The 22,767-nt window shown below is 59.7% G+C and carries 21 protein-coding genes; 19 read left to right on the forward strand and 2 right to left on the reverse strand.

The genetic code is table 11. From position 1 onward, the window contains the following. Positions 1-20 precede the first annotated feature (20 nt). The 3 genes from mraY to ACR0DX_RS08505 all read left to right on the forward strand — a co-directional run bounded on the left by mraY (position 21) and on the right by ACR0DX_RS08505 (position 3,134). Positions 21-1,103, forward strand: coding sequence for a phospho-N-acetylmuramoyl-pentapeptide-transferase (gene mraY, locus ACR0DX_RS08495; RefSeq protein WP_170352550.1), 1,083 nt, complete (start codon positions 21-23; stop codon positions 1,101-1,103). A 150-nt stretch (positions 1,104-1,253) separates the two neighbouring features. Then, a complete protein-coding gene (gene murD, locus ACR0DX_RS08500) occupies positions 1,254-2,654 on the forward strand; it encodes a UDP-N-acetylmuramoyl-L-alanine--D-glutamate ligase (RefSeq protein WP_170352551.1) in 1,401 nt (466 codons plus the stop codon). A 105-nt stretch (positions 2,655-2,759) separates the two neighbouring features. Next, a complete protein-coding gene (locus ACR0DX_RS08505; RefSeq protein WP_170352552.1) occupies positions 2,760-3,134 on the forward strand; it encodes a glycine zipper family protein in 375 nt (124 codons plus the stop codon). Here the strand turns inward: ACR0DX_RS08505 and ACR0DX_RS08510 are convergent. Beyond that, positions 3,131-4,309, reverse strand: coding sequence for a BaiN/RdsA family NAD(P)/FAD-dependent oxidoreductase (locus ACR0DX_RS08510; RefSeq protein WP_170353120.1), 1,179 nt, complete (start codon positions 4,307-4,309; stop codon positions 3,131-3,133). The two genes, ACR0DX_RS08505 and ACR0DX_RS08510, sit on opposite strands and share 4 nt — an antisense overlap. Before the next feature lie 150 nt (positions 4,310-4,459). Here ACR0DX_RS08510 and ACR0DX_RS08515 point away from each other — a divergent pair, with 150 nt between their 5' ends. The 16 genes from ACR0DX_RS08515 to ACR0DX_RS08590 all read left to right on the forward strand — a co-directional run bounded on the left by ACR0DX_RS08515 (position 4,460) and on the right by ACR0DX_RS08590 (position 21,402). Further along, entirely contained in the window at positions 4,460-4,795 is a 336-nt protein-coding gene (locus ACR0DX_RS08515) for a cupin domain-containing protein (protein ID WP_170352553.1), read from the forward strand. A 137-nt stretch (positions 4,796-4,932) separates the two neighbouring features. After that, entirely contained in the window at positions 4,933-6,096 is a 1,164-nt protein-coding gene (gene ftsW, locus ACR0DX_RS08520) for a putative lipid II flippase FtsW (protein WP_170352554.1), read from the forward strand. Continuing rightward, the gene (locus tag ACR0DX_RS08525; RefSeq protein WP_170352555.1) at positions 6,096-7,187 is read left to right on the forward strand and encodes a UDP-N-acetylglucosamine--N-acetylmuramyl-(pentapeptide) pyrophosphoryl-undecaprenol N-acetylglucosamine transferase; all 1,092 of its coding nucleotides are present in this window, start codon (positions 6,096-6,098) and stop codon (positions 7,185-7,187) included. Before ftsW ends, ACR0DX_RS08525 begins: the two co-directional genes overlap by 1 nt. Continuing rightward, positions 7,184-8,593 (forward strand): UDP-N-acetylmuramate--L-alanine ligase, encoded by a 1,410-nt coding sequence (gene murC, locus ACR0DX_RS08530; RefSeq protein ID WP_170352556.1) that lies wholly within the window; start codon positions 7,184-7,186, stop codon positions 8,591-8,593. The genes ACR0DX_RS08525 and murC overlap by 4 nt, the downstream gene beginning before the upstream one ends. Before the next feature lie 72 nt (positions 8,594-8,665). Then, the gene (locus tag ACR0DX_RS08535; protein WP_170352557.1) at positions 8,666-8,914 is read left to right on the forward strand and encodes a DUF2484 family protein; all 249 of its coding nucleotides are present in this window, start codon (positions 8,666-8,668) and stop codon (positions 8,912-8,914) included. After that, a complete protein-coding gene (locus ACR0DX_RS08540; RefSeq protein WP_170352558.1) occupies positions 8,911-9,165 on the forward strand; it encodes a DUF2484 family protein in 255 nt (84 codons plus the stop codon). Before ACR0DX_RS08535 ends, ACR0DX_RS08540 begins: the two co-directional genes overlap by 4 nt. A gap of 45 nt (positions 9,166-9,210) precedes the next feature. Continuing rightward, positions 9,211-10,137: a UDP-N-acetylmuramate dehydrogenase gene (gene murB, locus ACR0DX_RS08545; RefSeq protein WP_480845778.1), complete on the forward strand. Its 927-nt coding sequence runs from the start codon at positions 9,211-9,213 to the stop codon at positions 10,135-10,137. Between the two features lie 102 nt (positions 10,138-10,239). Continuing rightward, positions 10,240-11,163: a D-alanine--D-alanine ligase gene (locus ACR0DX_RS08550; RefSeq protein WP_170352560.1), complete on the forward strand. Its 924-nt coding sequence runs from the start codon at positions 10,240-10,242 to the stop codon at positions 11,161-11,163. Further along, the gene (locus ACR0DX_RS08555) at positions 11,151-12,152 is read left to right on the forward strand and encodes a cell division protein FtsQ/DivIB (RefSeq protein ID WP_170352561.1); all 1,002 of its coding nucleotides are present in this window, start codon (positions 11,151-11,153) and stop codon (positions 12,150-12,152) included. Before ACR0DX_RS08550 ends, ACR0DX_RS08555 begins: the two co-directional genes overlap by 13 nt. Positions 12,153-12,160: 8 nt before the next feature. Further along, positions 12,161-13,495: a cell division protein FtsA gene (gene ftsA / locus ACR0DX_RS08560; RefSeq protein ID WP_170353121.1), complete on the forward strand. Its 1,335-nt coding sequence runs from the start codon at positions 12,161-12,163 to the stop codon at positions 13,493-13,495. Beyond that, positions 13,482-13,895, forward strand: a complete 414-nt coding sequence (locus ACR0DX_RS08565) for a hypothetical protein (RefSeq protein ID WP_480845781.1) — start codon at positions 13,482-13,484, stop codon at positions 13,893-13,895. The genes ftsA and ACR0DX_RS08565 overlap by 14 nt, the downstream gene beginning before the upstream one ends. 350 nt (positions 13,896-14,245) lie before the next feature. Continuing rightward, positions 14,246-15,847 (forward strand): cell division protein FtsZ, encoded by a 1,602-nt coding sequence (gene ftsZ / locus ACR0DX_RS08570; RefSeq protein WP_170352562.1) that lies wholly within the window; start codon positions 14,246-14,248, stop codon positions 15,845-15,847. Positions 15,848-16,060: 213 nt separating this feature from the next. Further along, positions 16,061-16,981: a UDP-3-O-acyl-N-acetylglucosamine deacetylase gene (gene lpxC / locus ACR0DX_RS08575; protein WP_170352563.1), complete on the forward strand. Its 921-nt coding sequence runs from the start codon at positions 16,061-16,063 to the stop codon at positions 16,979-16,981. 127 nt (positions 16,982-17,108) lie between these two features. Continuing rightward, positions 17,109-17,951, forward strand: a complete 843-nt coding sequence (locus ACR0DX_RS08580; RefSeq protein ID WP_170352564.1) for an outer membrane protein assembly factor BamD — start codon at positions 17,109-17,111, stop codon at positions 17,949-17,951. A gap of 35 nt (positions 17,952-17,986) precedes the next feature. Next, positions 17,987-19,636, forward strand: a complete 1,650-nt coding sequence (gene recN, locus ACR0DX_RS08585) for a DNA repair protein RecN (protein WP_170352565.1) — start codon at positions 17,987-17,989, stop codon at positions 19,634-19,636. A gap of 80 nt (positions 19,637-19,716) precedes the next feature. Next, a complete protein-coding gene (locus tag ACR0DX_RS08590; protein ID WP_170352566.1) occupies positions 19,717-21,402 on the forward strand; it encodes a chloride channel protein in 1,686 nt (561 codons plus the stop codon). Here the strand turns inward: ACR0DX_RS08590 and ACR0DX_RS08595 are convergent. Further along, positions 21,399-22,766, reverse strand: a complete 1,368-nt coding sequence (locus tag ACR0DX_RS08595; RefSeq protein WP_170724331.1) for a DUF3179 domain-containing protein — start codon at positions 22,764-22,766, stop codon at positions 21,399-21,401. The two genes, ACR0DX_RS08590 and ACR0DX_RS08595, sit on opposite strands and share 4 nt — an antisense overlap. Position 22,767: the final 1 nt, after the last annotated feature.

A 22,767-nucleotide genomic window follows, 5' to 3' on the forward strand; every position in this document is an offset into this window, starting at 1 on the left:
CGCACGAGAAAGGTGTTAGAATGCTTTATTGGTTGACCAATCTGTCCGATGGCGGGGATTTCTTTAACCTCTTTCGCTATATCACCTTCCGCGCGGGCGGTGCTTTTATGACGGCGCTGATTTTCGGGTTCCTGTTTGGCAAACCGTTGATCAACGTGCTGCGCCGCAAGCAGGGCAAAGGTCAGCCGATCCGAGATGACGGCCCCGAGGGGCATTTTTCCAAGGCAGGTACACCGACAATGGGCGGGCTGCTGATCGTGGGGGCTCTGGTCACGTCGACGCTGGTTTGGGCGCGGTGGGACAACCCCTATGTCTGGATGGTCTTGTTCGTGACGCTGGGCTATGCGGCGATTGGCTTTGCGGATGACTACGCAAAAGTGTCCAAACAGAACACTAAGGGCGTGTCGGGCAAGATGCGTTTGGCTTTGGGCGTGTTGATCGCAGTGCTCGCTTCGGTTTGGGCAACGCTGCACCACCCCGAGGCGTTGCAGAACCAACTGGCGGTGCCTGTGTTCAAGGATACGCTGGTCAATTTGGGTATTTTCTATATCCCGTTCGCGATTGTTGTAATTGTTGGCGCTGCGAACGCTGTGAATCTGACCGATGGGCTGGACGGTTTGGCGATCATGCCTGCGATGATCGCGGCCTCGACTTTAGGTGTGATTGCCTATGCGGTTGGGCGGGTCGACTTTACCGAGTATCTGGATGTGCATTACGTGCCGGGTACAGGCGAGATTTTCATCTTTACCTCGGCCTTGTTCGGCGCAGGGCTTGGGTTCCTGTGGTACAATGCACCCCCGGCTGCGGTGTTCATGGGCGATACTGGATCATTGGCTTTGGGCGGTGCCTTGGGAGCCATCGCGGTAGCGACCAAGCACGAGCTGGTGCTAGCCGTGGTCGGCGGCCTGTTCGTTGTTGAAGCCCTGAGTGTTATCATTCAAGTTCTGTATTTCAAACGCACCGGACGGCGGGTGTTTCTGATGGCGCCAATCCACCATCACTATGAGAAAAAGGGCTGGGCTGAGCCCACTATCGTGATCCGGTTCTGGATCATCTCTCTGATCCTGGCGATGATCGGGCTGGCGACGCTTAAGGTCCGGTAACGCTCCCGCCAGGTTCGGGGGGCCTGCGGACCGCCTGCCACCTGTTGGGCCCGGCTCGCGCTGACGCGCGAGCCTTTTGCGTCTCTTGCCAAGGCTTGTGTCTTCTGCGCAGGGTGGCCGCGACATGTACGACAGAACAAGGTGGGCAGGATGATCCCGGTCAAAGGGTTTTCGGGGCAGAAAGTAGCGGTGCTTGGGCTTGGTCGCTCGGGTCTGGCCACGGCGCGTGCGCTTAGGGCAGGCAAGGCAGAAGCCGTCTGTTGGGATGACAATCCCGCTGCTCGCGAAAAAGCCGAGGCCGAGGGGTTTGCCTGTGCCGATCTGCGCCGCCAAGGGGCGTTCGATCAAATCGCTGCGCTGATCGTCTCGCCCGGTATCCCGCATCTCTACCCTGTACCAAATCCCGTCGTCGCGGCCGCACTTGATGCCGGCGTGCCGGTCGACAATGATATCGGGTTGTTTTTTCGATCGTTTGCGGGCCCGGAATGGGATAATTTCGACACACCCCCACGTGTTATCGCGGTCACGGGCTCTAACGGCAAATCAACCACGGCGGCATTGATCCATCACATTCTGACCGAGGCAGGCCGAGAGGCCCAGTTGGCCGGAAACATTGGGCGTGGGGTTCTGGATATTGAACCCGGTCGGGATGCTTCAGTCGTCGTGCTGGAGCTGTCGAGCTATCAAACCGAACTGGCGCGAGCGTTAACGCCGGATATCGCGGTGTTTACCAATCTGTCTCCGGATCATCTGGATCGGCACGGGGGTATGGGTGGCTACTTTGCCGCCAAACGTCGCCTGTTTGCCGAAGGTGGCCCGGACCGGGCAGTGATTGGCGTCGACGAAAATGAAGGCGCGTTTTTGGCCGGGCAATTGGCCGAAGGCCCAACGGATGACCGGGTGATCCGGATCTCGGTTGCCCGAAAACTGACGGGGCCCGGGTGGCAGGTTTTTGCCCGCAAAGGGTTCTTGTCCGAATACCGCAAAGGTCGACAGGCAGGCGCGATTGACTTGCGTAACATTAAAGGGCTGCCGGGCGCGCATAACCATCAAAACGCCTGCGCTGCTTATGCCGCATGTCGCGCGCTTGGGCTGGCCCCGCGCGTGATTGAGGATGCGTTGCACAGCTATCCCGGTCTGCCACACCGCAGCCAGATCATCGCCGAAGCGAATGGGGTGACTTTTGTGAATGATTCGAAGGCCACCAATGTAGACAGCGCGCTCAAGGCGCTAAGTGCGTTTAAGAACGTCCGGTGGATCTGCGGCGGGCTTGAGAAGGAAGGCGGTTTGTCTGCCTTGAACACAGCCTGCGATCAAGTCGTCAAAGCCTACGTCATTGGGCGGGAGGCCGCCGGTTTCGCCATGCAGCTCGAGGTGGAGGCGCAGGTCTGTACCACAATGGCCGAGGCCGTCGCGCAGGCTGTGGCGGATGCGGCGCCGGGGGACACAGTATTGCTAGCCCCAGCTGCGGCCAGTTTCGATCAATATGACAATTTCGAGCAACGCGGAGAGGATTTCGCAGCACAGGTTCGTTTGAACCTTTCACTTTAGAAATTTGCAATAGATTGCCGGTTGGGCCAAGCTGCGGTGCTATGTGCTTGACGCCCATTACTAATTGGTCTTGCTTGCCTGTAAATTCAACACGAGGTTATCGTTATGACTTACCGTAAGTTTTCTCTGGTCCTGCCTGCGCTTTTGGTGGCCGGAGCCTGTACAAACACTGGTGCGAATTATCAGCCCGTCATCGATGGGCCGGTCGGCCCGAATTACAACTTCGACCTGCAGCAATGCCAACAGCTGGCAGCTTCGCAGGCGACGGTTGATGGAACTACTGCTGGAAATGCGGCAATTGGCGCAGCAGGTGCTGCTGCTGTCACCGGGATTGTTCAGGACAGCAGTGACGATTTGGGCAGAGCAGCGATTGCCGGTGCACTTGTGGGCGCCAGCGCTGACGTGATCAACAAGAACCAGAACAAAGAGGTCATTGTCCGCAACTGTATGCGCGGACGGGGCTATAACGTCGTAGGCTAACCTGCAGCTATGGCGGTTCCGGCGGCGTGACCCGAAGACCACGCCCACTGGAAATTGTAACCGCCCAGCCAGCCGGTAACATCCACCGCTTCGCCAATCGCATAGAGGCCGGGGACATCCCTGGCCTCCATCGTTTTGGACGACAATTCATCCGTGTTGATCCCGCCCAAAGTAACCTCGGCGGTGCGATACCCTTCGGTGCCAGAGGGGGTGAGGGACCAGTTGGACAGCGCCGTCACCAGATCGTTCAGGGCGGCGTCGGACTGGTCGGCCAGATTACCGCGCATTGGTATTTGGTGTTTCAGGTAGTCGACCAGCCGTGCGGGCAGGTGTCGTGCCAGTTCGGTGGTCAGGGCCTTGCGCCCTCCGGCCTGACGCTGATCGCGCAGCAGGTCAAACAGAGGCAGGTCGGGGATCAGGTTCGCATGGATCGCCTCACCTTCATGCCAGTATGACGACAGTTGCAGCACCGATGGCCCGCTAAGTCCGCGATGGGTGAACAATAGCGCTTCGTCGAAGCTGGTGCGATCGTTTGACAGGCGGGCGGGCAAGGACACACCCGAAAGCTCCTTGAACCGGCCATCCGAAAAGGTGAACGGCACCAGCGCCGCCCGCGTGTCTGTAACGCGCAGGTCGAATTGATGGGCGATGTCATAGGCTAACCCCGTTGCGCCCATCTTGGGGATCGACTTGCCGCCTGTCGCCAGCACCAGATTTCGGCAAATCAGTTTTTGGCGCTGGCCTTCGCGCTCGACCTCGATCGCAAAGCCGTATTCGGTTTTGCGCAGATCACGTACCGAGGCTTGCAGCCAGAGTTCAGCCCCGGCGCGGGTCATCTCGTCCAACAGCATCTGGACAATCTGCTTCGAAGACCCGTCGCAGAACAATTGCCCCAGAGTTTTCTCATGCCACGCGATTCCGTGACGCCCGACCAGATCGACAAAATCCCATTGCGTGTATCGCGCCAGTGCGGATTTGCAGAAATGTGGGTTTTGCGACAGGAAACTTCCGGGGCCCGCATACATATTGGTGAAATTGCAGCGCCCTCCGCCTGAGATGCGGATTTTCTCTCCGGCTGCTTTGGCATGGTCGATCACCAGAACACGCCCGCCGCAGTGGGAGGCACACATCATACCGGCTGCACCGGCACCAAGGATGATCGTGTCAAAGGTCATGGACGAGGGGATGGCGCGGATCGCGTCGGAACGCAAGAGCATGCCGTCGTCTCGCTCAAAGTGTGCTGGTAAGTGGGCAATCCCGATTGCCAGCCGCTGAAAGCACTGTCATCCTGTGGCGACAGTTCACCCGAGGAGAAGGAACAATTCATGCATTACCCGGACTTCATAACGGTCTTTCCGAAACTGGACGTTCCTTTCCCTGAAGATGTGGTGCAGACGGCTGTCATTCGCTCGGAAGCAGGTCTGGTAGCGTTCTTCACTTTTCTGAAGGATATGGAGCTTCCGCTTCATTCGCATGGTGCGCAATGGGGCACGGTCGTTGAAGGTGAGATTGCACTGACGATCGGAGACCAGACGAAAACTTACCGTCCGGGCGACAGCTACTCGATCCCGGCGGGGGTCGAACACGGAGGCCAGATCAAGGCCGGTACGCGCGTGATTGATGTCTTTGAGGAACCGGACCGGTACCCAATTAAAGCGTGACGCGTTATTTCAACTCTGGGGCTGATCGAATTCCGCTTATGCCCCTCATTTCCCTAGCCCCAAAGCCAAAATCGCTGTAGAGTCTCAATCAGACCCCGAAAACGGGGCGTGAACGAGGCAGATAGTGGCGGTATCTCATGACTGAGATGGTGTATGGCGCGGTCCGGGACACGCGCGGCGAACCGATTCTACCAAAGTGGTGGCGCACGATTGATCGCTGGACCATGTCCTGCGTGCTGATCCTGTTTGTCATCGGATTGTTGCTGGGGTTGGCTTCATCGCCGCCGCTGGCCGGGCGCAACGGGTTCGATCCGTTCCACTATGTTGAACGGCAGGCGCTCTTTGGCGGGTTGGCGCTGGTGGCGATGCTGCTGACCTCGATGATGTCGCCCACACTGGTGCGACGTTTGGCGGTACTGGGTTTTCTGGGCGCGTTTGTGGCGCTGGCTTTCCTGCCGGTCTTCGGGACCGATTTCGGCAAGGGCGCGGTGCGCTGGTACTCGCTGGGATTTGCCTCGCTGCAACCTTCTGAGTTTCTGAAGCCCGGCTTCATCGTTGTCGCCGCGTGGCTGCTGGCGGCTTCGCAAGAGATTAACGGCCCTCCGGGGCGATTGTGGTCCTTTGCGCTCTGTATGGCGATTGTGGCGATGCTGGTGCTGCAACCGGATTTCGGGCAGGCCTGCCTTATCCTGTTTGGCTGGGGCGTGATGTATTTCGTCGCCGGTGCGCCGATGCTGTTGCTGGTCGGCATGGCGGGGGCCGTCGTGTTGGGCGGCATGTTCGCCTATTCGAATTCCGAACACTTTGCCCGCCGCATTGACGGTTTCCTGAACCAAGAGGTCGATCCGACCACGCAGCTTGGCTATGCCACCAACGCGATCCGCGAAGGCGGTCTGTTCGGCGTTGGCGTGGGGGAGGGGCAGGTGAAGTGGTCCTTGCCCGATGCGCATACCGATTTCATCATCGCTGTCGCGGCCGAGGAGTATGGGCTGATCCTGGTGCTGATCATCATCGCGCTTTATTCGCTGATCGTCGTGCGCTCGCTGCTGCGGTTGATGCGCGAGCGTGACATGTTCATCCGTCTGGCAGGCACCGGTCTGGCCTGCATGTTCGGCGTTCAGGCGATGATCAACATGGGCGTGGCGGTGCGCTTGTTGCCCGCCAAGGGCATGACGCTGCCGTTCGTCAGCTATGGCGGCTCGTCCCTGATTGCGGGCGGCATCGCCGTGGGCATGTTGCTGGCCTTCACCCGAACCCGCCCGCAGGGTGAGCTGGGTGACATTCTACGCGGTCGCGGCTGATGCCTTATCTTCTGATCGCGGCAGGCGGCACCGGGGGGCACATGTTCCCCGCGCAGGCGCTGGCCGAGGCGATGCTGCAGAAAGGCTGGCGCGTGCGCCTGTCCACTGATGCGCGCGGTGCGCGCTATACCGGCGGCTTTCCGCATTCGACCGAGATTGTTGAGGCGACTTCGGCCACTTTCGCGCGTGGCGGGCTGGCGGCCAAGGCGCTGGTCGGGCCAAAGATCGCGGGCGGCGTGACCAGTATGGCGATGCAAATGATGCGCGACCGCCCGGACGTGGTGGTTGGCTTCGGTGGCTATCCTTCGATCCCGGCGCTGGGGGCCGCGACGCTGCTGAACATTCCGCGCATGATCCATGAGCAGAACGGCGTGTTGGGTCGGGTGAACCAGCTGTTTGCCAAGCGCGTGGCGCAGGTGGCCTGCGGGGTCTGGCCCACGGATTTGCCCGACGGCGCAAAGGGCGTCCATACCGGCAACCCGGTGCGCGGCGCGGTGCTGGAACGTGCCGCGGCAGGCTATATCCCGCCCGGAGACTACCCGATGTCAGTTCTGGTGATGGGTGGCAGCCAGGGTGCGCGTATCCTCAGTGATGTGGTGCCCGGCGCGCTTGCGGCGCTGCCGGAAGACCTGCGTGCCTATATCCGCGTGGCGCATCAGGCCCGCGATGAAGATGGTGAACGTGTCACCGCCTTTTACGCCGACCATGGCATCCGGGCCGAAGTTCTGCCCTTTTTCGATGATGTCCCCCGGCGCATGTCCGATGCGCAGCTGGTGATCAGCCGCTCGGGCGCGTCTAGTGTGGCCGATATCTCGGTCATCGGGAGGCCCTCGATCCTTGTCCCCTTTGCCGCCGCTGCGGGCGACCATCAAACCGCCAATGCGCGCGGGCTGGTGCAGGCGGGTGGCGCGATCATGATCCCCGAAAACCTGCTTGACGTTGCCGCGCTGACCGAGCAAATCACCGCCGTTCTGACAAACCCCGAGGCCGCACAAAAGATGGCCCGTGCCGCCCTATCGACCGGAGCCCCGGACGCGACCGAGCGTCTAGTTCACCTTGTCGAAGAGCTGGCGCAGAAGGAGACCCCATGAATCCAGCCACCAAACTGCCGCAAGACGTAGGGCCGATCCATTTCGTTGGTATCGGCGGGATCGGGATGTCGGGGATTGCCGAGGTGCTGCTGAACCTGGGCTACCGGGTGCAGGGCTCGGACCTCAAAGCGTCCAAGATCACGGACCGTCTGGCCGGGCTGGGGGCCGAGATTTTCGTAGGCCAACGCGCCGAAAACCTTGAAAACGCAGCCGTTGTTGTTGTGTCTACCGCGATCAAGCCGGGCAACCCCGAGCTGGACGGCGCCCGCGCGCAAGGCCTGCCGGTGGTGCGCCGCGCCGATATGCTGGCCGAGCTGATGCGCCTGAAATCAAACATCGCCATTGCCGGAACTCATGGCAAGACCACCACGACCACCATGATGGCCGAGCTTATGGTGGCGGGCGATTTCGACCCCACCGTGATCAATGGCGGCATCATCCATGCCTACGGGTCCAACGCGCGGATGGGACAGGGTGAATGGATGGTGGTCGAGGCCGACGAATCCGACGGCTCGTTCAACCGCCTGCCTGCGACTATTGCCATCGTCACCAATATCGACCCCGAGCATATGGAGCATTGGGGTGATTTCGACCGGCTGCGGGATGGGTTTTACGAGTTCGTCTCGAACCTGCCCTTCTACGGTCTGGCCGTGTGCTGTACCGACCATGCCGAGGTGCAGACGCTGGTGGGCCGCATCAGCGATCGGCGCGTGCGCACCTATGGGTTCAACGCGCAGGCCGATGTGCGGGCCGTGAACTTGACTTATAAGGGCGGCGTCGCGCATTTCGATATCCACCTGCAATACGAAGACACGGTGATCGAGGGCTGCACCCTGCCTATGCCCGGCGACCACAATGTTTCGAACGCTTTGTCCGCCGTGGCTGTGGCCCGCCATCTGGGCATGAAAACCGCTGAAATCCGCGAGGCTCTGGCCAATTTCGGTGGCGTCAATCGCCGCTTTACCAAGGTCGGAGAGGTCGAGGGCGTTACCATCATCGACGACTACGGCCACCACCCGGTTGAGATTGCCGCCGTGCTGAGAGCCGCACGCCAAGCCAGTGATGGGCGTGTGATCGCCGTTCACCAGCCGCACCGTTATTCGCGCCTGTCGAATCTGTTTGACGATTTTTGCACCTGTTTCAACGATGCCGACGTGGTCGCAATCGCTGATATTTTTGCTGCGGGTGAAGACCCGATCGAAGGTGCATCGCGTGATGATCTGGTGCAGGGCCTGATCCGCCACGGTCACCGTCACGCCCGCGCGCTGCTGGATGAAAACGATCTGGAGCGTCTGGTCCGCGAACAAGCCCGTCCTGGTGACATGGTTGTTTGCCTCGGCGCCGGGACAATCAGCGCCTGGGCCAACGGTTTGCCCGACCGGTTGCAACGTAAACAAGCTGTTTGACGCAGGGAACCAACTTGACGCTCGACTGATTTGAGCGTTTGCAGCCGCGAAACAACGTCCTCGGAGGGGCGCATGGTAAATTCAGTGGTGTTTGCGGGGCTGTGGGTCATTGCCTCGACCATCGTGGCGATGTTGCCGATGCGTCTGCAGTTTCCGCCAGGCGTGGTGCTGTTTGTCAGTGCACCCGCGCTGATCGTCTGGTTGGGTCATGACTTCGGCTGGTTCATTTCGGTGCTGGCCTTTGCCGCTTTCGCATCGATGTTCCGCAACCCGATCCGCCACTACTGGCGCCGTTGGACCGGGCAGGAGGTTCAGGAATGAATTGGTCAATCGCTCTGGCCGCGTTGTGGGGGATCGCCGCAAATGTGCTGGCGATGATCCCAAGTAAGGACAACCACTGGACCCGCGCCTATGTCCTGATCGCGGTGGGGATTCCGATATTGGGCTATGTCACCTTGCAGAACGGCCCGTGGATCGGACTGTTGGTGCTGGCGATGGGTATGTCCGTGCTGCGCTGGCCAGTGATTTATCTGGGGCGGTGGGTGCGTCGGATGCTTGGTTCGGCTCAGTGACAGTTACGGCTTGCGCGGAGGAAATAAATCCGCGAAGGAACCGGAATGACATCTGTTCCTGAACCCCGTGGCAAACTGACCCAGAACCGAGCGTTGAACGACCTGACATGGCTTCGTGTCGGCGGTCCGGCGGATTATTTGTTCCAACCTACGGATATTGACGATCTGAAAGCGTTTCTGCGCGACCTGCCCGAAGATTTCGACGTGTTCCCCATGGGTGTCGGATCAAACCTGATTGTTCGTGATGGTGGCTTGCGCGCCGTGGTGATCCGGCTGGGGCGCGGGTTCAACGGGATCGAGGTCGCAGGTAACACCGTCACAGCGGGTGCCGCGGCGCTAGATGCGCATGTGGCGCGCAAAGCGGCAGATGCAGGTGTGGACCTCACGTTTTTGCGGACCATTCCTGGCTCGGTCGGTGGGGCGGTGCGGATGAACGCGGGTTGCTATGGCAGCTATACGGCGGATGTGTTGCGCAAGGCCACGATAGTGACGCGCCAGGGGGAGGTCGTGGACCTGACACCGCAGGACCTGAACTTCCGCTATCGGCAGTCGGATTTGCCCGATGGGGCGGTGCTGATTTCGGCCACGTTCGAGGGGCCCGCGGGTGATCCACAAGCGCTGCATGACCGGATGGCGGCGCAATTGCAAAAACGCGATGAGACCCAACCCACAAAAGACCGCAGCGCAGGTTCGACCTTCTGCAACCCGGCAGGGTTTTCCTCGACGGGCAGGGCGGATGACGTGCACGATCTGAAGGCGTGGAAAGTGATCGACGATGCCGGGATGCGCGGGGCCACCAAGGGTGGCGCGCAGATGAGCGAGAAGCACTCGAATTTCCTGATCAACACTGGCGGTGCCACTGCCGCTGACCTTGAAGGTCTGGGCGAAGAGGTGCGAAAAAAGGTTTACGAAACAAGCGGCATCACGCTAGAGTGGGAAATCATGCGGGTCGGTGACCCGTTGAAGAAATAAAGCCCCAACCGTCAGACCAAAACAGGCAAATTCAGGCGACGGATCAAAGGCATAAACGCAGTACGGACCACCGCATAAGGTCCGGGGACATTGAGGCGCTAAGTGGGTAAGTCGAGCAGGACACACCCCAAAGTGGCGGTATTGATGGGCGGCCCCTCGGCGGAACGCGAGGTGTCACTCAGCTCTGGGCGCGAATGCGCAGCCGCCCTTAGGGGAGAAGGCTTTGAAGTGGTCGAACTGGACGCAGGTCCCGACCTCTATGCGCGTCTTTTGGACATCAAACCGGATGTGGTTTTCAACGCTCTGCATGGACGCTGGGGGGAAGATGGCTGTGTGCAGGGCCTGCTGGAGTGGATGCGCATTCCGTACACGCATTCCGGCGTGCTGGCCTCGGCGCTCGCGATGGACAAACAGCGCAGCAAAGAGGTGTTTTCCGCAGAAGGTTTACCTGTTGTTCCCAGCGTGATCGTGCCCAAGCCCGATGTGTCCGCCGAACATGTGATGGATCCGCCCTATGTGGCCAAGCCCAACAACGAAGGGTCCAGCGTCGGGATCTATATCGTCCACGAAGGCTCGAACGGGCCACCGCAACTGTCCGACGACATGCCAGATTACGTGATGGTCGAAAAATACGTGGCCGGGCGCGAGTTGACCGTGACCGTGATGGGCGATCGCGCTCTGACCGTGACCGAGATCATGACTGATGGCGGATGGTATGACTATGATGCCAAATACAAGCCCGGCGGCTCGTGGCATGTGCTGCCTGCCGACATCCCGCAGGATATTTTTGACCGTTGCATGAATCATGCGCTGAAAGCCCATAACGCACTGGGCTGTCGCGGTGTGACCCGTACTGATTATCGTTGGGATGACAGCATGGGCGCAGATGGTCTGTTTTTGTTGGAGACCAATACCCAGCCCGGAATGACACCGACCTCATTGGTGCCCGAGCAAGCCGAACACTGCGGTATGACCTTTGGTCAGCTGTGTGCCTGGATGGTGGAGGACGCCTCATGCGACCGTTAAAAGCCACGCGCGCACCTGTCATTCATCGGTCCAAGCCATTGGCGGGTCCGGATGCCGATTTCGCTTCAGGCGAACGCCACGAAACAGAACCAAAACTGCGGTTAGGCGGCGTGAAACTGTTCGGCCGCAAATCGCAACGGTTCGACCCGGCTCCGTCTCGCCTCAGCTACCGACTACAGCGTTGGATGCTTACGCCGGGCATACGCCGCGGTCTGAAGTATGGGTTGCCCATCCTGGCCATTTGCGCGGCTACGGGGCTTTATTTTAGTGCAGAAGACCGGCGAGAGGCGGTTGTGGCTTATGTCAATGACATCAAGACCTCGATCCAGCAAAGACCGGAATTCATGGTTAACTTGATGGCCATTGATGGCGCTGGACCGAACCTCTCCGAAGACATTCGTGAAGTTGTGCCACTGGATTTCCCGATCAGTTCCTGGGATCTGGACGCCGAACAAATCCGCGACACGATTACCGGTCTTGATCCTGTCAAATCTGCGACGGTTCGCATTCGCCCCGGCGGAATTCTTCAGGTTGATGTTGTTGAACGCCAACCCGTGGTGGTTTGGCGCACGCGGAGCGGAACCGAGTTGCTGGACGAAACCGGCGCGCATGTTGAGCGTGTCGCCTCCCGCAAGGACCACGCGACTCTGCCGCTTATTGCAGGAAAGGGCGCGGACGAACATGTCGCTGAGGCACTGCAACTGCTGACAACAGCGCGCAGCCTCGGGGCGCGCGTGCGGGGTCTTGTTCGAATTGGCGAACGCCGCTGGGATCTGGTTCTCGACCGAGGTCAGCGCATCATGCTGCCAACCGATCGGCCCGTGCGCGCACTGGAACGCGTCTTGGCGGTTAATGAGGTGCAGGACCTGTTGGAACGTGACGTGGCCGTTGTGGATATGCGGCTCGGACAACGTCCAACCATAAGAATGACCGAAGCTGCCAGCGAAGACTGGTGGAGTACAAAAACAGACGTGAGTAGCAGGCAGTAACGACCATGATGACCGATCTCTATCAGTCCCAACGGGCCATGCGGCAGATGCGCAGACAGGCGATGCAACGCGGTGTTGTTGCGATTCTGGATGTAGGAAGTTCCAAGATTTCCTGCTTGGTGCTGCGTTTCGACGGAACAGGGCGGTTAAGTGAGGACAACAGCATCGGGTCTCTGGCCGGTCAGACCGGGTTCCGGGTTATCGGCGCTGCGACCACACGTTCGCGCGGGGTGCAGTTTGGCGAAGTCACTGCGATGCAGGAAACCGAACGCGCCATCCGGACCGCTCTGCAAGCTGCGCAGAAGATGGCCGATATTCGGGTCGATCACGTGATCGCCTGCTTCTCGGGCGCGAACCCCCGGTCTTATGGGTTGGATGCGCAAGTCGATCTGGAAGGACAGGTGGTCAGCGAAGCCGAGGTCGGACGTGTGTTGAACGCCTGCGACGTGCCGGACTATGGCGCGGGTCGCGAGGTACTGCACGCACAGCCGGTGAACTTTGCGTTGGACAATCGCTCGGGCCTTATCGACCCTCGGGGGCAGATGGGTCAGACCCTTGCGGTCGATATGCACATGCTGACGGTTGATGCGGTCGCCATTCAGAATATCGTGCGCTGCATCAAGCGCTGTGATCTGGAATTGGCCGGGATCGCGAATTCGGCCTATGTCTCGGGCATTTCCGCACTTGTCGAGGATGAGCAGGAACTGGGCGCGGCCTGTATCGACATGGGTGGCGGCACGACAAGTGTGTCTATCTTTATGAAAAAACACATGATTTATGCCGATTGCGTACGCATGGGCGGCGATCATGTGACGTCGGATATCTCGATGGGGCTTGGCGTTCCAGCGAATGTGGCCGAACGCATCAAGACCTTCAACGGCGGCGTGCATGCTACCGGAGCGGATGATCGCGACCTGATCGACATCGGCGGCGATACCGGAGATTGGGAACATGACCGGCGCACCGTCAGCCGCGCCGAGTTGATCGGCATCATGCGTCCTCGTGTAGAAGAGATTTTGGAAGAGGTCCGCATTCGACTGGATGCTGCCGGGTTCGATCATCTGCCCAGCCAGCAGATCGTTCTGACCGGTGGAGGAAGCCAGATTATGGGTTTGGACGGTTTGGCGACTCGTATTCTGGGGCAGCGCGTTCGTCTTGGCCGGCCCCTGCGTGTTCACGGGTTGCCGCAATCGGCGACTGGTCCGGGATTTTCTTCGGTGGTGGGGCTCAGCTTGTTTGCGGCGCATCCGCAGGATGAATGGTGGGACTTCGAGATCCCTGTCGACACCTATGCTGCACGCCCGTTCAAGCGGGCTGTCCGTTGGTTCCGTGACAATTGGTAAGACACTGGTCGCGGCACTGCTTGTCGCGATTCCCGCCTCGGTTCAGGGCCAGACCCTGATCACGCCCGAGGCTTTTCTGGGGGCCGTTGTAGGCAAGACCGTCAAATTCTACGATTTCCATAACGGTGGCTTGGTTGGCACCGAAGAGTTCCTGAGCCCGAGTCTCTCGGTCTGGCGCATGGAGGGTAGGGGTTGCGTTTACGGAAAAATTACAACCCCCGATGGCCAGCTTTGTTTCCTGTACGACGACGATGCCGATGGATTTCCCGTGTGCTGGTGGCCTTTCGTGCACAATGGTAGTTTCATGGTTCGCCTGGCGACATTGGCGAATACCGAAATCCAGATTGTGAGAGAGATTTCTGATGAGGGACTGAACTGTCCAAGTACTCCTATTGGTTGAAGAATTCCCTTGCGGATGAACGTCGAATCCAGCAAGATATCCACAAGGCCCGACAGAGGCCAAGCGTGAGGACCCGAGCAGTTTTCCGCGCCTTGTAAAGACGATAAATCCGTATGTGACATGCTCGTAATCTACGGCGCGGCGGTCGCATCTGTTGTGCTGGATTGAGTTCGTTCCGCAACATCTGGCAAACAATACGAAATACTGGCGTGGAACGCCTTATTTCCTCCATATTTTGTGGATTCTGGCGATTTTTGGCGTGACGTTTGCGGTTTCGGTCGGTAGAATTGTGGCAGGATAGGTAAGAAAAACACCGCGTTGGCGGAGCATATAAACAGGCGGACAGAAGCATGACATTGAATCTTTCGATGCCCGGGCACGATGAATTGAAGCCTCGGATTACGGTATTTGGCGTAGGCGGGGCAGGCGGCAATGCCGTCAATAACATGATTGAAAAACAGTTGGATGGCGTGGATTTCGTGGTCGCCAACACCGACGCTCAGGCGTTGCAGCAGAGCCAGTCATCGGCTCGTGTGCAACTGGGCGTGAAAGTCACCGAAGGTTTGGGTGCCGGTGCGCGTCCGACCGTGGGTGCCGCAGCCGCCGAGGAAAGCATCGAGCAGATCGTGGATCATCTGGCTGGTGCGCATATGTGCTTCATCACCGCCGGTATGGGCGGTGGCACCGGAACGGGTGCGGCTCCGATTATCGCGCAAGCCGCGCGCGAATTGGGCGTGCTGACCGTGGGCGTTGTGACCAAGCCTTTCCAGTTCGAAGGCGCCAAGCGGATGCGTCAGGCCGAAGACGGCGTTGAATCGCTGCAAAAGGTCGTCGATACACTGATCATTATCCCGAACCAGAACCTGTTCCGCTTGGCCAACGAAAAGACCACGTTTACCGAAGCGTTCTCGATGGCGGATGATGTTCTGTATCAGGGCGTCAAGGGCGTGACTGATCTGATGGTGCGTCCGGGCCTGATCAACCTCGACTTTGCGGATGTGCGCGCCGTAATGGATGAGATGGGCAAAGCCATGATGGGAACGGGCGAGGCCACCGGCGAGGATCGTGCGGTTCAGGCTGCCGAGAAGGCGATTGCCAACCCGCTGCTGGACGAAATCAGCCTGAAAGGTGCCAAGGGTGTCCTGATCAACATCACCGGTTCGCATGATCTGACCCTGTTCGAGTTGGACGAGGCGGCCAACCGTATCCGCGAAGAAGTCGACCCCGAGGCGAACATTATCGTTGGCTCGACCCTGGACACGGCTATGGAAGGCGGAATGCGGGTTTCGGTTGTTGCCACTGGCATTGACGCGACCGAAAAGTCCGAGGATGTGCCGGTTGCGCGTCGCTCGATGTCAGCCCCGCTGACGCGCACTGTGTCGGCAGAAGAGCCTGTGCAGGAAGACGCATATGTTTCCGCGCCCGAACCTGCAGAGGCCGAACCGGCTCGTGAGCCTTCGCTGTTTGAAGCGGCCGAAGAGCCTCAGTTCCAGCCGCGCGCCGAACAGGATGACGATGACCTGCCTCCTCCGGCTTATCAGCCGCATGTAGCCGAATTCGAGCCGACGCCTGATCCAGTTGAAACTGCGACCGACAGCTATGTCGCGCCTCAACCGCAGCCAGCTGCTGGGACACCATCACCGGAAGCGCTGCAGCGTTTGCAGGCAGCGGTTCAGAATGTTCCACCGTCTGATCGTGGGTATGTGGCGCCGCGGCCTCAGCCAACGGCTGCGCCGGCACCCGCTGCTCAATCCGATGCGGATCGCCCTCGGTTCGGGTTTAACCGGCTGATCGACAGAATGACCGGCCACGCGGCCGATACGCCGGCACAGCCCCAGCGCCAACAGCCCGTGATGCGCCAATCTGACGCTACGGCGCCGGCGCATGATGAGGCAGACCCCGAGCAAGATCGGATTGAAATTCCGGCCTTCTTGCGGCGTCAAGCCAACTGATCGCGGTAACAAATTGATTAAGAAGGGTCGCTGTTTGGCGGCCCTTTTTCGTTTTAAAACAATTACGTAACCGGGTGTAAGCAGGCTTTTGCCGATCTGTTACATTCATGTTTCATTCGGTTACAAAGAGTGAGTTGAGCCTTTTGCCCGCGTTCCTTAACTGAGATGTCAACACGGCCAAATTAGGTCGGACACCACTCACCGAGGCCCAAATTGCAACATACGCTCAAATCTCCGATCACGTTTACCGGTGTAGGGCTGCATAGCGGCAAGCCTGCGAATATGGTGCTGAAACCGGCGGCAGCTGGCCATGGCATCTGGTTTAAACGTACGGATATTGAACTGGGCAATGCACTGGTCCCTGCGATCTATGATGTGGTCGAGCGAACTCCGCTCTGCACCCGACTGATCAACGATGCGGGTGCTTCGGTGTCGACGGTTGAACATATAATGGCTGCGCTGGCAGGATGTGGTGTCCACAACGCACTGATCGAGATTGATGGCCCCGAAGTTCCGATCATGGATGGATCGTCAATCGAATTTGTGCGTGGGATCATGGCGAAGGGCGTGCGCCGTCAGGCCAGCCCGGTTCTGGCCTACGAAGTATTAAAGCCTGTGACTGCTTCACGGGAAGGAGCGAGCGCTTCGATTGCGCCTGCCGACGGTCTGATTATCGACTTCCACATTGATTTTGAGGACGGCGCCATCGGACGCCAGACCAAAACTCTGGACATGCGTAACGGCTCATTTGCGCGGGAACTCAGCGATTGCCGCACTTTCTGCCGCCGCACAGATGTTGAAGCGATGCGCGAAAACGGTTTGGCCCTTGGTGGAACACTGGAAAACGCGGTCGTCGTGCAAGGGAACGAAGTTCTGACACCCGGCGGGTTCCGTCATGCCGACGAAGCCGTGCGCCACAAAATGCTGGACGCACTAGGCGATCTGTATCTGGCCGGTGGTCCGATTCTCGGCCACTTTACCGGGGATAAGTCGGGACATGCGATGACGAACACTCTGCTGCGCAAGTTGTTTGAGACACCCGGAGCAGTTCGTCCGATCCTGTGCACGCCCGAACAGGCTGCCCGTCTGCCAGGGCAAGGGCTGGTTTGGAACGAAATTCCCGAAGTCGCTTGATTGGATCAACTCTGTCGACAATTCCGACAGTAGGTAGACTAAGGCGTTTTGCCCCGGAATTATATGTGCTAAACCAAGCCTCAAACCGGGGCGTGCCTCGACAAGCAAGACGACAAGGATAGGCGGAATGGGTGGCACCAAGGCGGCAGTCAGATTCGCGGGCGCGTTTCTTCTGACAGCAGTTTTGACAGCATGCGGAGGCCAGGGGGCTGACCGCAACCAGAATCTTGAGGGGTTCACTCCTGAACAGATATTCACGCGTGGCGAGTTCGAGCTGTCGCAGAATCGGCAGGACGACGCGGCTTGGTACTTCTCTGAAGTCGAGCGCTTGTACCCTTATTCCGATTGGGCCAAGCGAGCGCTGATCATGCAGGCGTTCTCGTATCATTCCGACAAGAATTATGAAGAAAGCCGTGCTGCGGCACAGCGGTTCATAGATTTTTATCCGGCGGATGAGGATGCAGCTTATGCCCAGTATCTTCTGGCGCTTAGCTATTATGACCAAATCGACGAGGTTGGACGCGATCAGGGGCTGACGTTCCAGGCGTTGCAATCGTTGCGGACCGTGATCGAAGTCTATCCTGACAGCGAATATGCAACTTCTGCCGTTCTGAAGTTCGATCTGGCCTTCGACCATCTGGCCGGCAAGGAGATGGAGATTGGGCGCTATTACTTGCGTCAGGATCACTACACTGCGGCGATCAACCGCTTCCGCGTCGTGGTTGAGGATTTTCAAACCACCTCGCACACCGCCGAAGCGCTCTATCGTCTGATCGAAGCGTATCTGTCGCTGGGTCTGGTGGATGAGGCACAGTCGGCAGGGGCAATTTTGGGATTCAATTACCAATCTTCCGAGTGGTATGACGCGGGCTACAAGTTACTGACGTCGCGCGGGCTTGACCTTAAGAGCCGTGGCAACAACTGGCTTAGCACAATTTACCGCCAGACCGTCAAAGGTGAGTGGTTGTAATCGTCATGGCCAAAGCTCCGGGACGCTAGGATCCGATGCTTCGCGCCCTTGATATCCGCGACATGCTGATCATCGACCGGCTGGAACTGACGTTCCAACCGGGTTTGAACGCGTTGACAGGCGAAACCGGCGCAGGCAAGTCGATCTTGTTGGATTCCCTGGGCTTTGTGCTGGGCTGGCGTGGACGGGCCGAACTGGTCCGTCAGGGGGCCGCGCAGGGCGAGGTGGTGGCCGAGTTCGAGCTGTCCGAAGATCACCCCGCCCATGCGATTCTGGCTGAGGCCGGGCTGCCGGGAGGCGAGGAACTGATCCTGCGTCGTGTCAATACCGCCGAGGGGCGCAAAACCGCGTGGGTCAATGACCGGCGCTGCTCGGGCGAGGTGTTGCGGGCGTTGTCCGAGACCCTGGTGGAGCTGCATGGCCAGCATGATGACCGGGGTTTGCTTAACCCGCGCGGGCATCGGGCGATGCTGGATGATTATGCCGGCGTTTCGGTTGATCTGGCTGCGGTACGCACTGCTTGGACTGATATGTCGCGGCTGCGCAAGGCGCTGGCTGAGACCGAAGCGGCGCTGGCCGCTATGCGCGCGGAAGAGGAATTCTTACGCCACGCTGTGGCTGAGCTGGACAAGCTGGACCCGCAACCGGGCGAGGATGCTGATCTGGACGCGCGCCGCCGCATGATGCAAGGGGCCGAGCGCATCCGTGATGACGTGGCCCGCGCGTTTGATCTGTTGGGCGGGAACGGGGCCGAAACGGCCATGTCCGATGCCGTGCGCTGGCTGGAGGGCGTGTCTGACAGCGCCGGCGGTCAGTTGGAGGAGCCGATCGCCGCCTTGGGCCGGGCTCTGATTGAGTTGGGCGAGGCGCAGGACGGTGTGAATGCTTGCCTGCAGGCGTTGGAGTTCAATCCGGCTGAGCTGGAACAGGCCGAAGAACGCTTGTTTGCAATTCGCGCTCTGGCCCGCAAACATGACATGGCTCCGGACGATCTAGGCGCCTTCGCTGATACGCTGCGCGACCGTCTGAACAAGCTGGACGCAGGCGATGCCGATCTGGCCGACCAGCGCGCGGCGGTTGCGGCTGCGCAGGATGCCTACGATCAGGCGGCAGCCAAACTTAGCACCGCACGCCAGCAGGCGGCAGGGCAGTTGGATGCGGCTGTGATGGCTGAATTGGCACCACTCAAGATGGAACGCGCGGTGTTTCAGACCGAACTCACCGCCGCCGATCCCGGCCCCGAAGGCATTGACGCGGTGGCCTTCACCGTCGCCACCAACCCCGGCGCGCCGTCCGGGCCGCTGAACAAGATCGCCTCGGGTGGGGAACTCAGCCGGTTCCTGCTGGCACTCAAGGTCTGTCTGACCGGCGATGACAGCGCCCGCACGATGATCTTTGATGAGATTGACCGCGGCGTCGGTGGCGCGACTGCAGATGCGGTGGGGCGGCGTCTGGCGTCTTTGGCACAGGGTGGGCAGGTGCTGGTCGTCACACACTCGCCGCAGGTCGCGGCCCGCGCGGCGCATCACTGGCGGGTGCAGAAACAAGTGACCGACGGGCTGACCCTGTCCACCGTCATCCCGCTGGCCGAACCGGACCGCGTGGATGAGATCGCGCGCATGGTCGCGGGCGACACGATCACGGATCAAGCCCGCGCCGCCGCCCGTGCCCTGTTGGACGCATAGCGCCTCACAGACGCGCGATCCGGCTTTTATCTGTGCCCTCCGTGGCTTAGTAAGGGATATCTTCTGATCCCCGAGGGCACATGACCCAGTCAACCCGCACCGTTCTGCGCAACCAACTGCATCAGGCTTTGGCCGCGATGAAGGATGGCTGGCGGGTAATGCGACGGCGGGGGCCAAGCCAGATCCAGTTCTGGTTCATCGCTCTGGCCATCGGCATCGCCGCCGGGTTCATGGCGCTGGGGTTCCGCAAGGGGATCCGGGCGCTGCAGGCGTGGGTCTACGACACCGAAGATATCCTGCTGCTGCATTCCCATGTCGAGAAACTGCCGTGGTTCATCGTGCTGATAACGCCGATCATCGGAGGTCTGATCGTGGGTATCATCCTACACAAGTTCACAGATGACGGGCGCGTGCGTTCGGTCGCGGATGTGATCGAAGGCGCGGCGCTGACTGATGGCCGGGTCGAAGGCAAGGCAGGGATCGCATCCCTGTTCGCCTCGCTGATCACGCTTAGCACCGGTGGGTCCACGGGGCGCGAGGGGCCGGTGGTGCATATGGCCGGGGTGATTTCGACCTGGGTGTCGAACCGTATCCACGCGGATGGGATAACAGGCCGCGACTTGTTGGGTTGCGCAGTGGCGGCGGCGGTTTCGGCCAGCTTTAACTCGCCCATAGCAGGCGCGCTGTTCGCGCTCGAGGTGGTGCTGCGCCATTTCGCGGTTCATGCATTTGCGCCGATCGTGATCGCCTCGGTTGCGGGAACGGTGATCAACCGGCTGGAATATGGCGACGTGACCGAGTTTACCCTGGATACCCCCGGATCGCTGCAGTTCTATGTCGAGTTGCCGGCCTTTCTGATCCTTGGCCTGATCTGCGGCCTGGTGGCGCTATTGCTAATGCGTTCGATCTTCTTTGCCGAAGACATCGGCAATCACATCCAGACTCGCCTGTCCTTGCCGGGTTGGCTGCGCCCGGCCGTGTCTGGGGCGATGCTTGGTCTGATCGCCATCTGGTTTCCCCATATCATCGGTGTGGGCTACGAAACTACGATCCGTGCCCTGACCGGAGATTTGGTTCTATCGGCAGCCATCATGTTTGCCGTGATTAAGACCGTGGCTGTAGCGATCACCATGGGTGGGCGTATGGGGGGCGGGGTGTTTTCGCCGTCGCTGATGGTGGGGGCGCTGACTGGGTTGGCCTTTGGCCTGATCGCCACTGGGTTGCTGCCGGATGTGTCGGGGACACATACGTTGTATGCTTTCGCCGGAATGGGGGCGGTGGCCGCTGCCGTTCTGGGCGCACCGATCTCGACTACAATGATCGTTTTTGAGCTGACCGGAGACTGGCAGATCGGGTTGGCCGTGATGGTCTCGGTCTCGATGTCGACCGCGCTTGCCTCGCGATTGGTGGACCGGTCGTTCTTTTTAACCCAGCTAGAGCGCCGTGATGTGCATCTCGCCGCCGGGCCGCAAGCGTATCTGCTGGCGATGCTGCGTGCTGGGACGGTGATGCGGCCCTTGGGGGATGCCCGATCGATCAGCCGCGATGAGGCACAAGCGCTGATCGAGCAGGGCTTGTGTGTGCAGGCCAGCGCGACGCTTGAGGCCGCGATGCCTTATTTCGACCGCGAGGATATCCCTTGTATCCCGGTCGTAGTGATCGACGATGACGGGTGCGAAAACCCGGTCGGCGCACTTTATCACATAGATGCGCTTAAGGCTTATAACCGCGCGCTGGCGGCCACAGCCGCCGAAGAGCATTCCTAGCCGCGATAAACTGTTGCCGTGTCGCCCAGATAGTTGTCCCATGCGAACCAGTACGAGATATGCCCGGCCACGCGCGGCAATTCCGTACCGTCCGGTCCGATCAGTTTTTCCTCGGTCAGGCGCCATTTGCGGCCCTGCTGATCAACCAGTCCGCCCTCTGACGCGGTAAAACGGTTTGACCCGCGCTCATAAGCGCGCACGGCGCGTTTGTCGGGATTACCAATCAGAACCAGCGGGCGGTTGGCAATCGCGTCGTTGATCACGCGCGTGCTGTTGAACGCATCCAGCGGCCAGGCCCGTGCCGCGCCGAACTGTCGGATTGCAAAGATATAATCCTTTTGCCGGTGCTGTGATTGATCCACCAGTGCCGGGAACATCAGCTCGGGCGACGCAAAATACTCGCTATAAACCACGCCCGAGCCATAATTCCGACGATGCCCGGTGTTCAGCGACAGGATTCTGGTATCGGGGTGCGACCCTTTCCAGCTTTCCCAAGTGGTGATCACCACGGGGCGCTGTTTCAGCTGGATCCCGCTATCGACCAGCGGGCCGACGACGGGTTTGCCGGTGTATTGGTTCCACAGCGAATGGGTCACGCGATCGAACATCAGCTTGTTGGACCGATAGAGGAACCCTGACGAGCCAAAGACCAGCGGCTTGCTGCGCCCCGACACTTGCGTTTCAAACAAAATGCCCGATCCGCAGAGCGTGCAATAAGCCAGAGCCAGAGGCACCCCACCGATTACATCGTTGAACATCTCGTGCCAGCCCATGATCCGCAACGGATAGGCGCGCGAATCCCCGTTGATCGAGACGCCAAAGACCAGGTCATCGTCTTTCATGTAGTCCGCGCGCGCGGCCGGGATCAGCGTCGGATTGTCCAGCGAGGGGATGCCGTCCTTTTGAACACCGCCCCATGTGATCTCCTCCAGCCGGATCTTCATTTTGCCGGGTTGCAGGTATTCAGGGCGCAGGAAATCGTCAAAATTCGAGTCTATCCCTAACAGCACCTCGCGCTTGAACGGGATCAGCGATGGGTGCGGTACGATCTGTGGATTGCGTTCTTGCCAGATCATCCAGTCGAACCAATCCACACCGATATTCTCACCAGCCAGGGTTTGCATGACTTCCGTGATCTCATCACTGCGCCGACGTCCATAACGCATCGCCGTCAGCAGCGCCGGAATTACATCCGGCTTTCCGCGTTTGACAAGAAACGCCATGCCTTCTTCGAATTCAGAACTGCTTCCGTAAAGTGTCGTGCGGATGGCATCCAGGACAGGATCGCTCTGAGCCCAAAGCGGGGCGGGCAGCATTACAGCGGTCCCCAGAATTCCATTTAAACTACGGCGAGTGATCGGCATT

The organism is Ruegeria sp. D3 (assembly GCF_056534465.1).

What these genes read in the sequence shown, in the direction of transcription:
- murC (WP_170352556.1), top strand. Translation starts at nt 7,184, where the DNA reads ATGAATCCAGCCACCAAACTGCCGCAAGACGTAGGGCCGATCCATTTC.
- ACR0DX_RS08515 (WP_170352553.1), top strand. Translation starts at nt 4,460, where the DNA reads ATGCATTACCCGGACTTCATAACGGTCTTTCCGAAACTGGACGTTCCT.
- ftsW (WP_170352554.1), top strand. Translation starts at nt 4,933, where the DNA reads ATGACTGAGATGGTGTATGGCGCGGTCCGGGACACGCGCGGCGAACCG.
- ACR0DX_RS08540 (WP_170352558.1), top strand. Translation starts at nt 8,911, where the DNA reads ATGAATTGGTCAATCGCTCTGGCCGCGTTGTGGGGGATCGCCGCAAAT.
- ACR0DX_RS08510 (WP_170353120.1), bottom strand. Translation starts at nt 4,309, where the DNA reads ATGACCTTTGACACGATCATCCTTGGTGCCGGTGCAGCCGGTATGATG.
- ftsA (WP_170353121.1), top strand. Translation starts at nt 12,161, where the DNA reads ATGACCGATCTCTATCAGTCCCAACGGGCCATGCGGCAGATGCGCAGA.
- murB (WP_480845778.1), top strand. Translation starts at nt 9,211, where the DNA reads ATGACATCTGTTCCTGAACCCCGTGGCAAACTGACCCAGAACCGAGCG.
- ACR0DX_RS08535 (WP_170352557.1), top strand. Translation starts at nt 8,666, where the DNA reads ATGGTAAATTCAGTGGTGTTTGCGGGGCTGTGGGTCATTGCCTCGACC.
- ACR0DX_RS08590 (WP_170352566.1), top strand. Translation starts at nt 19,717, where the DNA reads ATGACCCAGTCAACCCGCACCGTTCTGCGCAACCAACTGCATCAGGCT.
- recN (WP_170352565.1), top strand. Translation starts at nt 17,987, where the DNA reads ATGCTTCGCGCCCTTGATATCCGCGACATGCTGATCATCGACCGGCTG.
- ACR0DX_RS08580 (WP_170352564.1), top strand. Translation starts at nt 17,109, where the DNA reads ATGGGTGGCACCAAGGCGGCAGTCAGATTCGCGGGCGCGTTTCTTCTG.
- ACR0DX_RS08555 (WP_170352561.1), top strand. Translation starts at nt 11,151, where the DNA reads ATGCGACCGTTAAAAGCCACGCGCGCACCTGTCATTCATCGGTCCAAG.
- ACR0DX_RS08525 (WP_170352555.1), top strand. Translation starts at nt 6,096, where the DNA reads ATGCCTTATCTTCTGATCGCGGCAGGCGGCACCGGGGGGCACATGTTC.
- murD (WP_170352551.1), top strand. Translation starts at nt 1,254, where the DNA reads ATGATCCCGGTCAAAGGGTTTTCGGGGCAGAAAGTAGCGGTGCTTGGG.
- ACR0DX_RS08595 (WP_170724331.1), bottom strand. Translation starts at nt 22,766, where the DNA reads ATGCCGATCACTCGCCGTAGTTTAAATGGAATTCTGGGGACCGCTGTA.
- mraY (WP_170352550.1), top strand. Translation starts at nt 21, where the DNA reads ATGCTTTATTGGTTGACCAATCTGTCCGATGGCGGGGATTTCTTTAAC.
- ftsZ (WP_170352562.1), top strand. Translation starts at nt 14,246, where the DNA reads ATGACATTGAATCTTTCGATGCCCGGGCACGATGAATTGAAGCCTCGG.
- ACR0DX_RS08505 (WP_170352552.1), top strand. Translation starts at nt 2,760, where the DNA reads ATGACTTACCGTAAGTTTTCTCTGGTCCTGCCTGCGCTTTTGGTGGCC.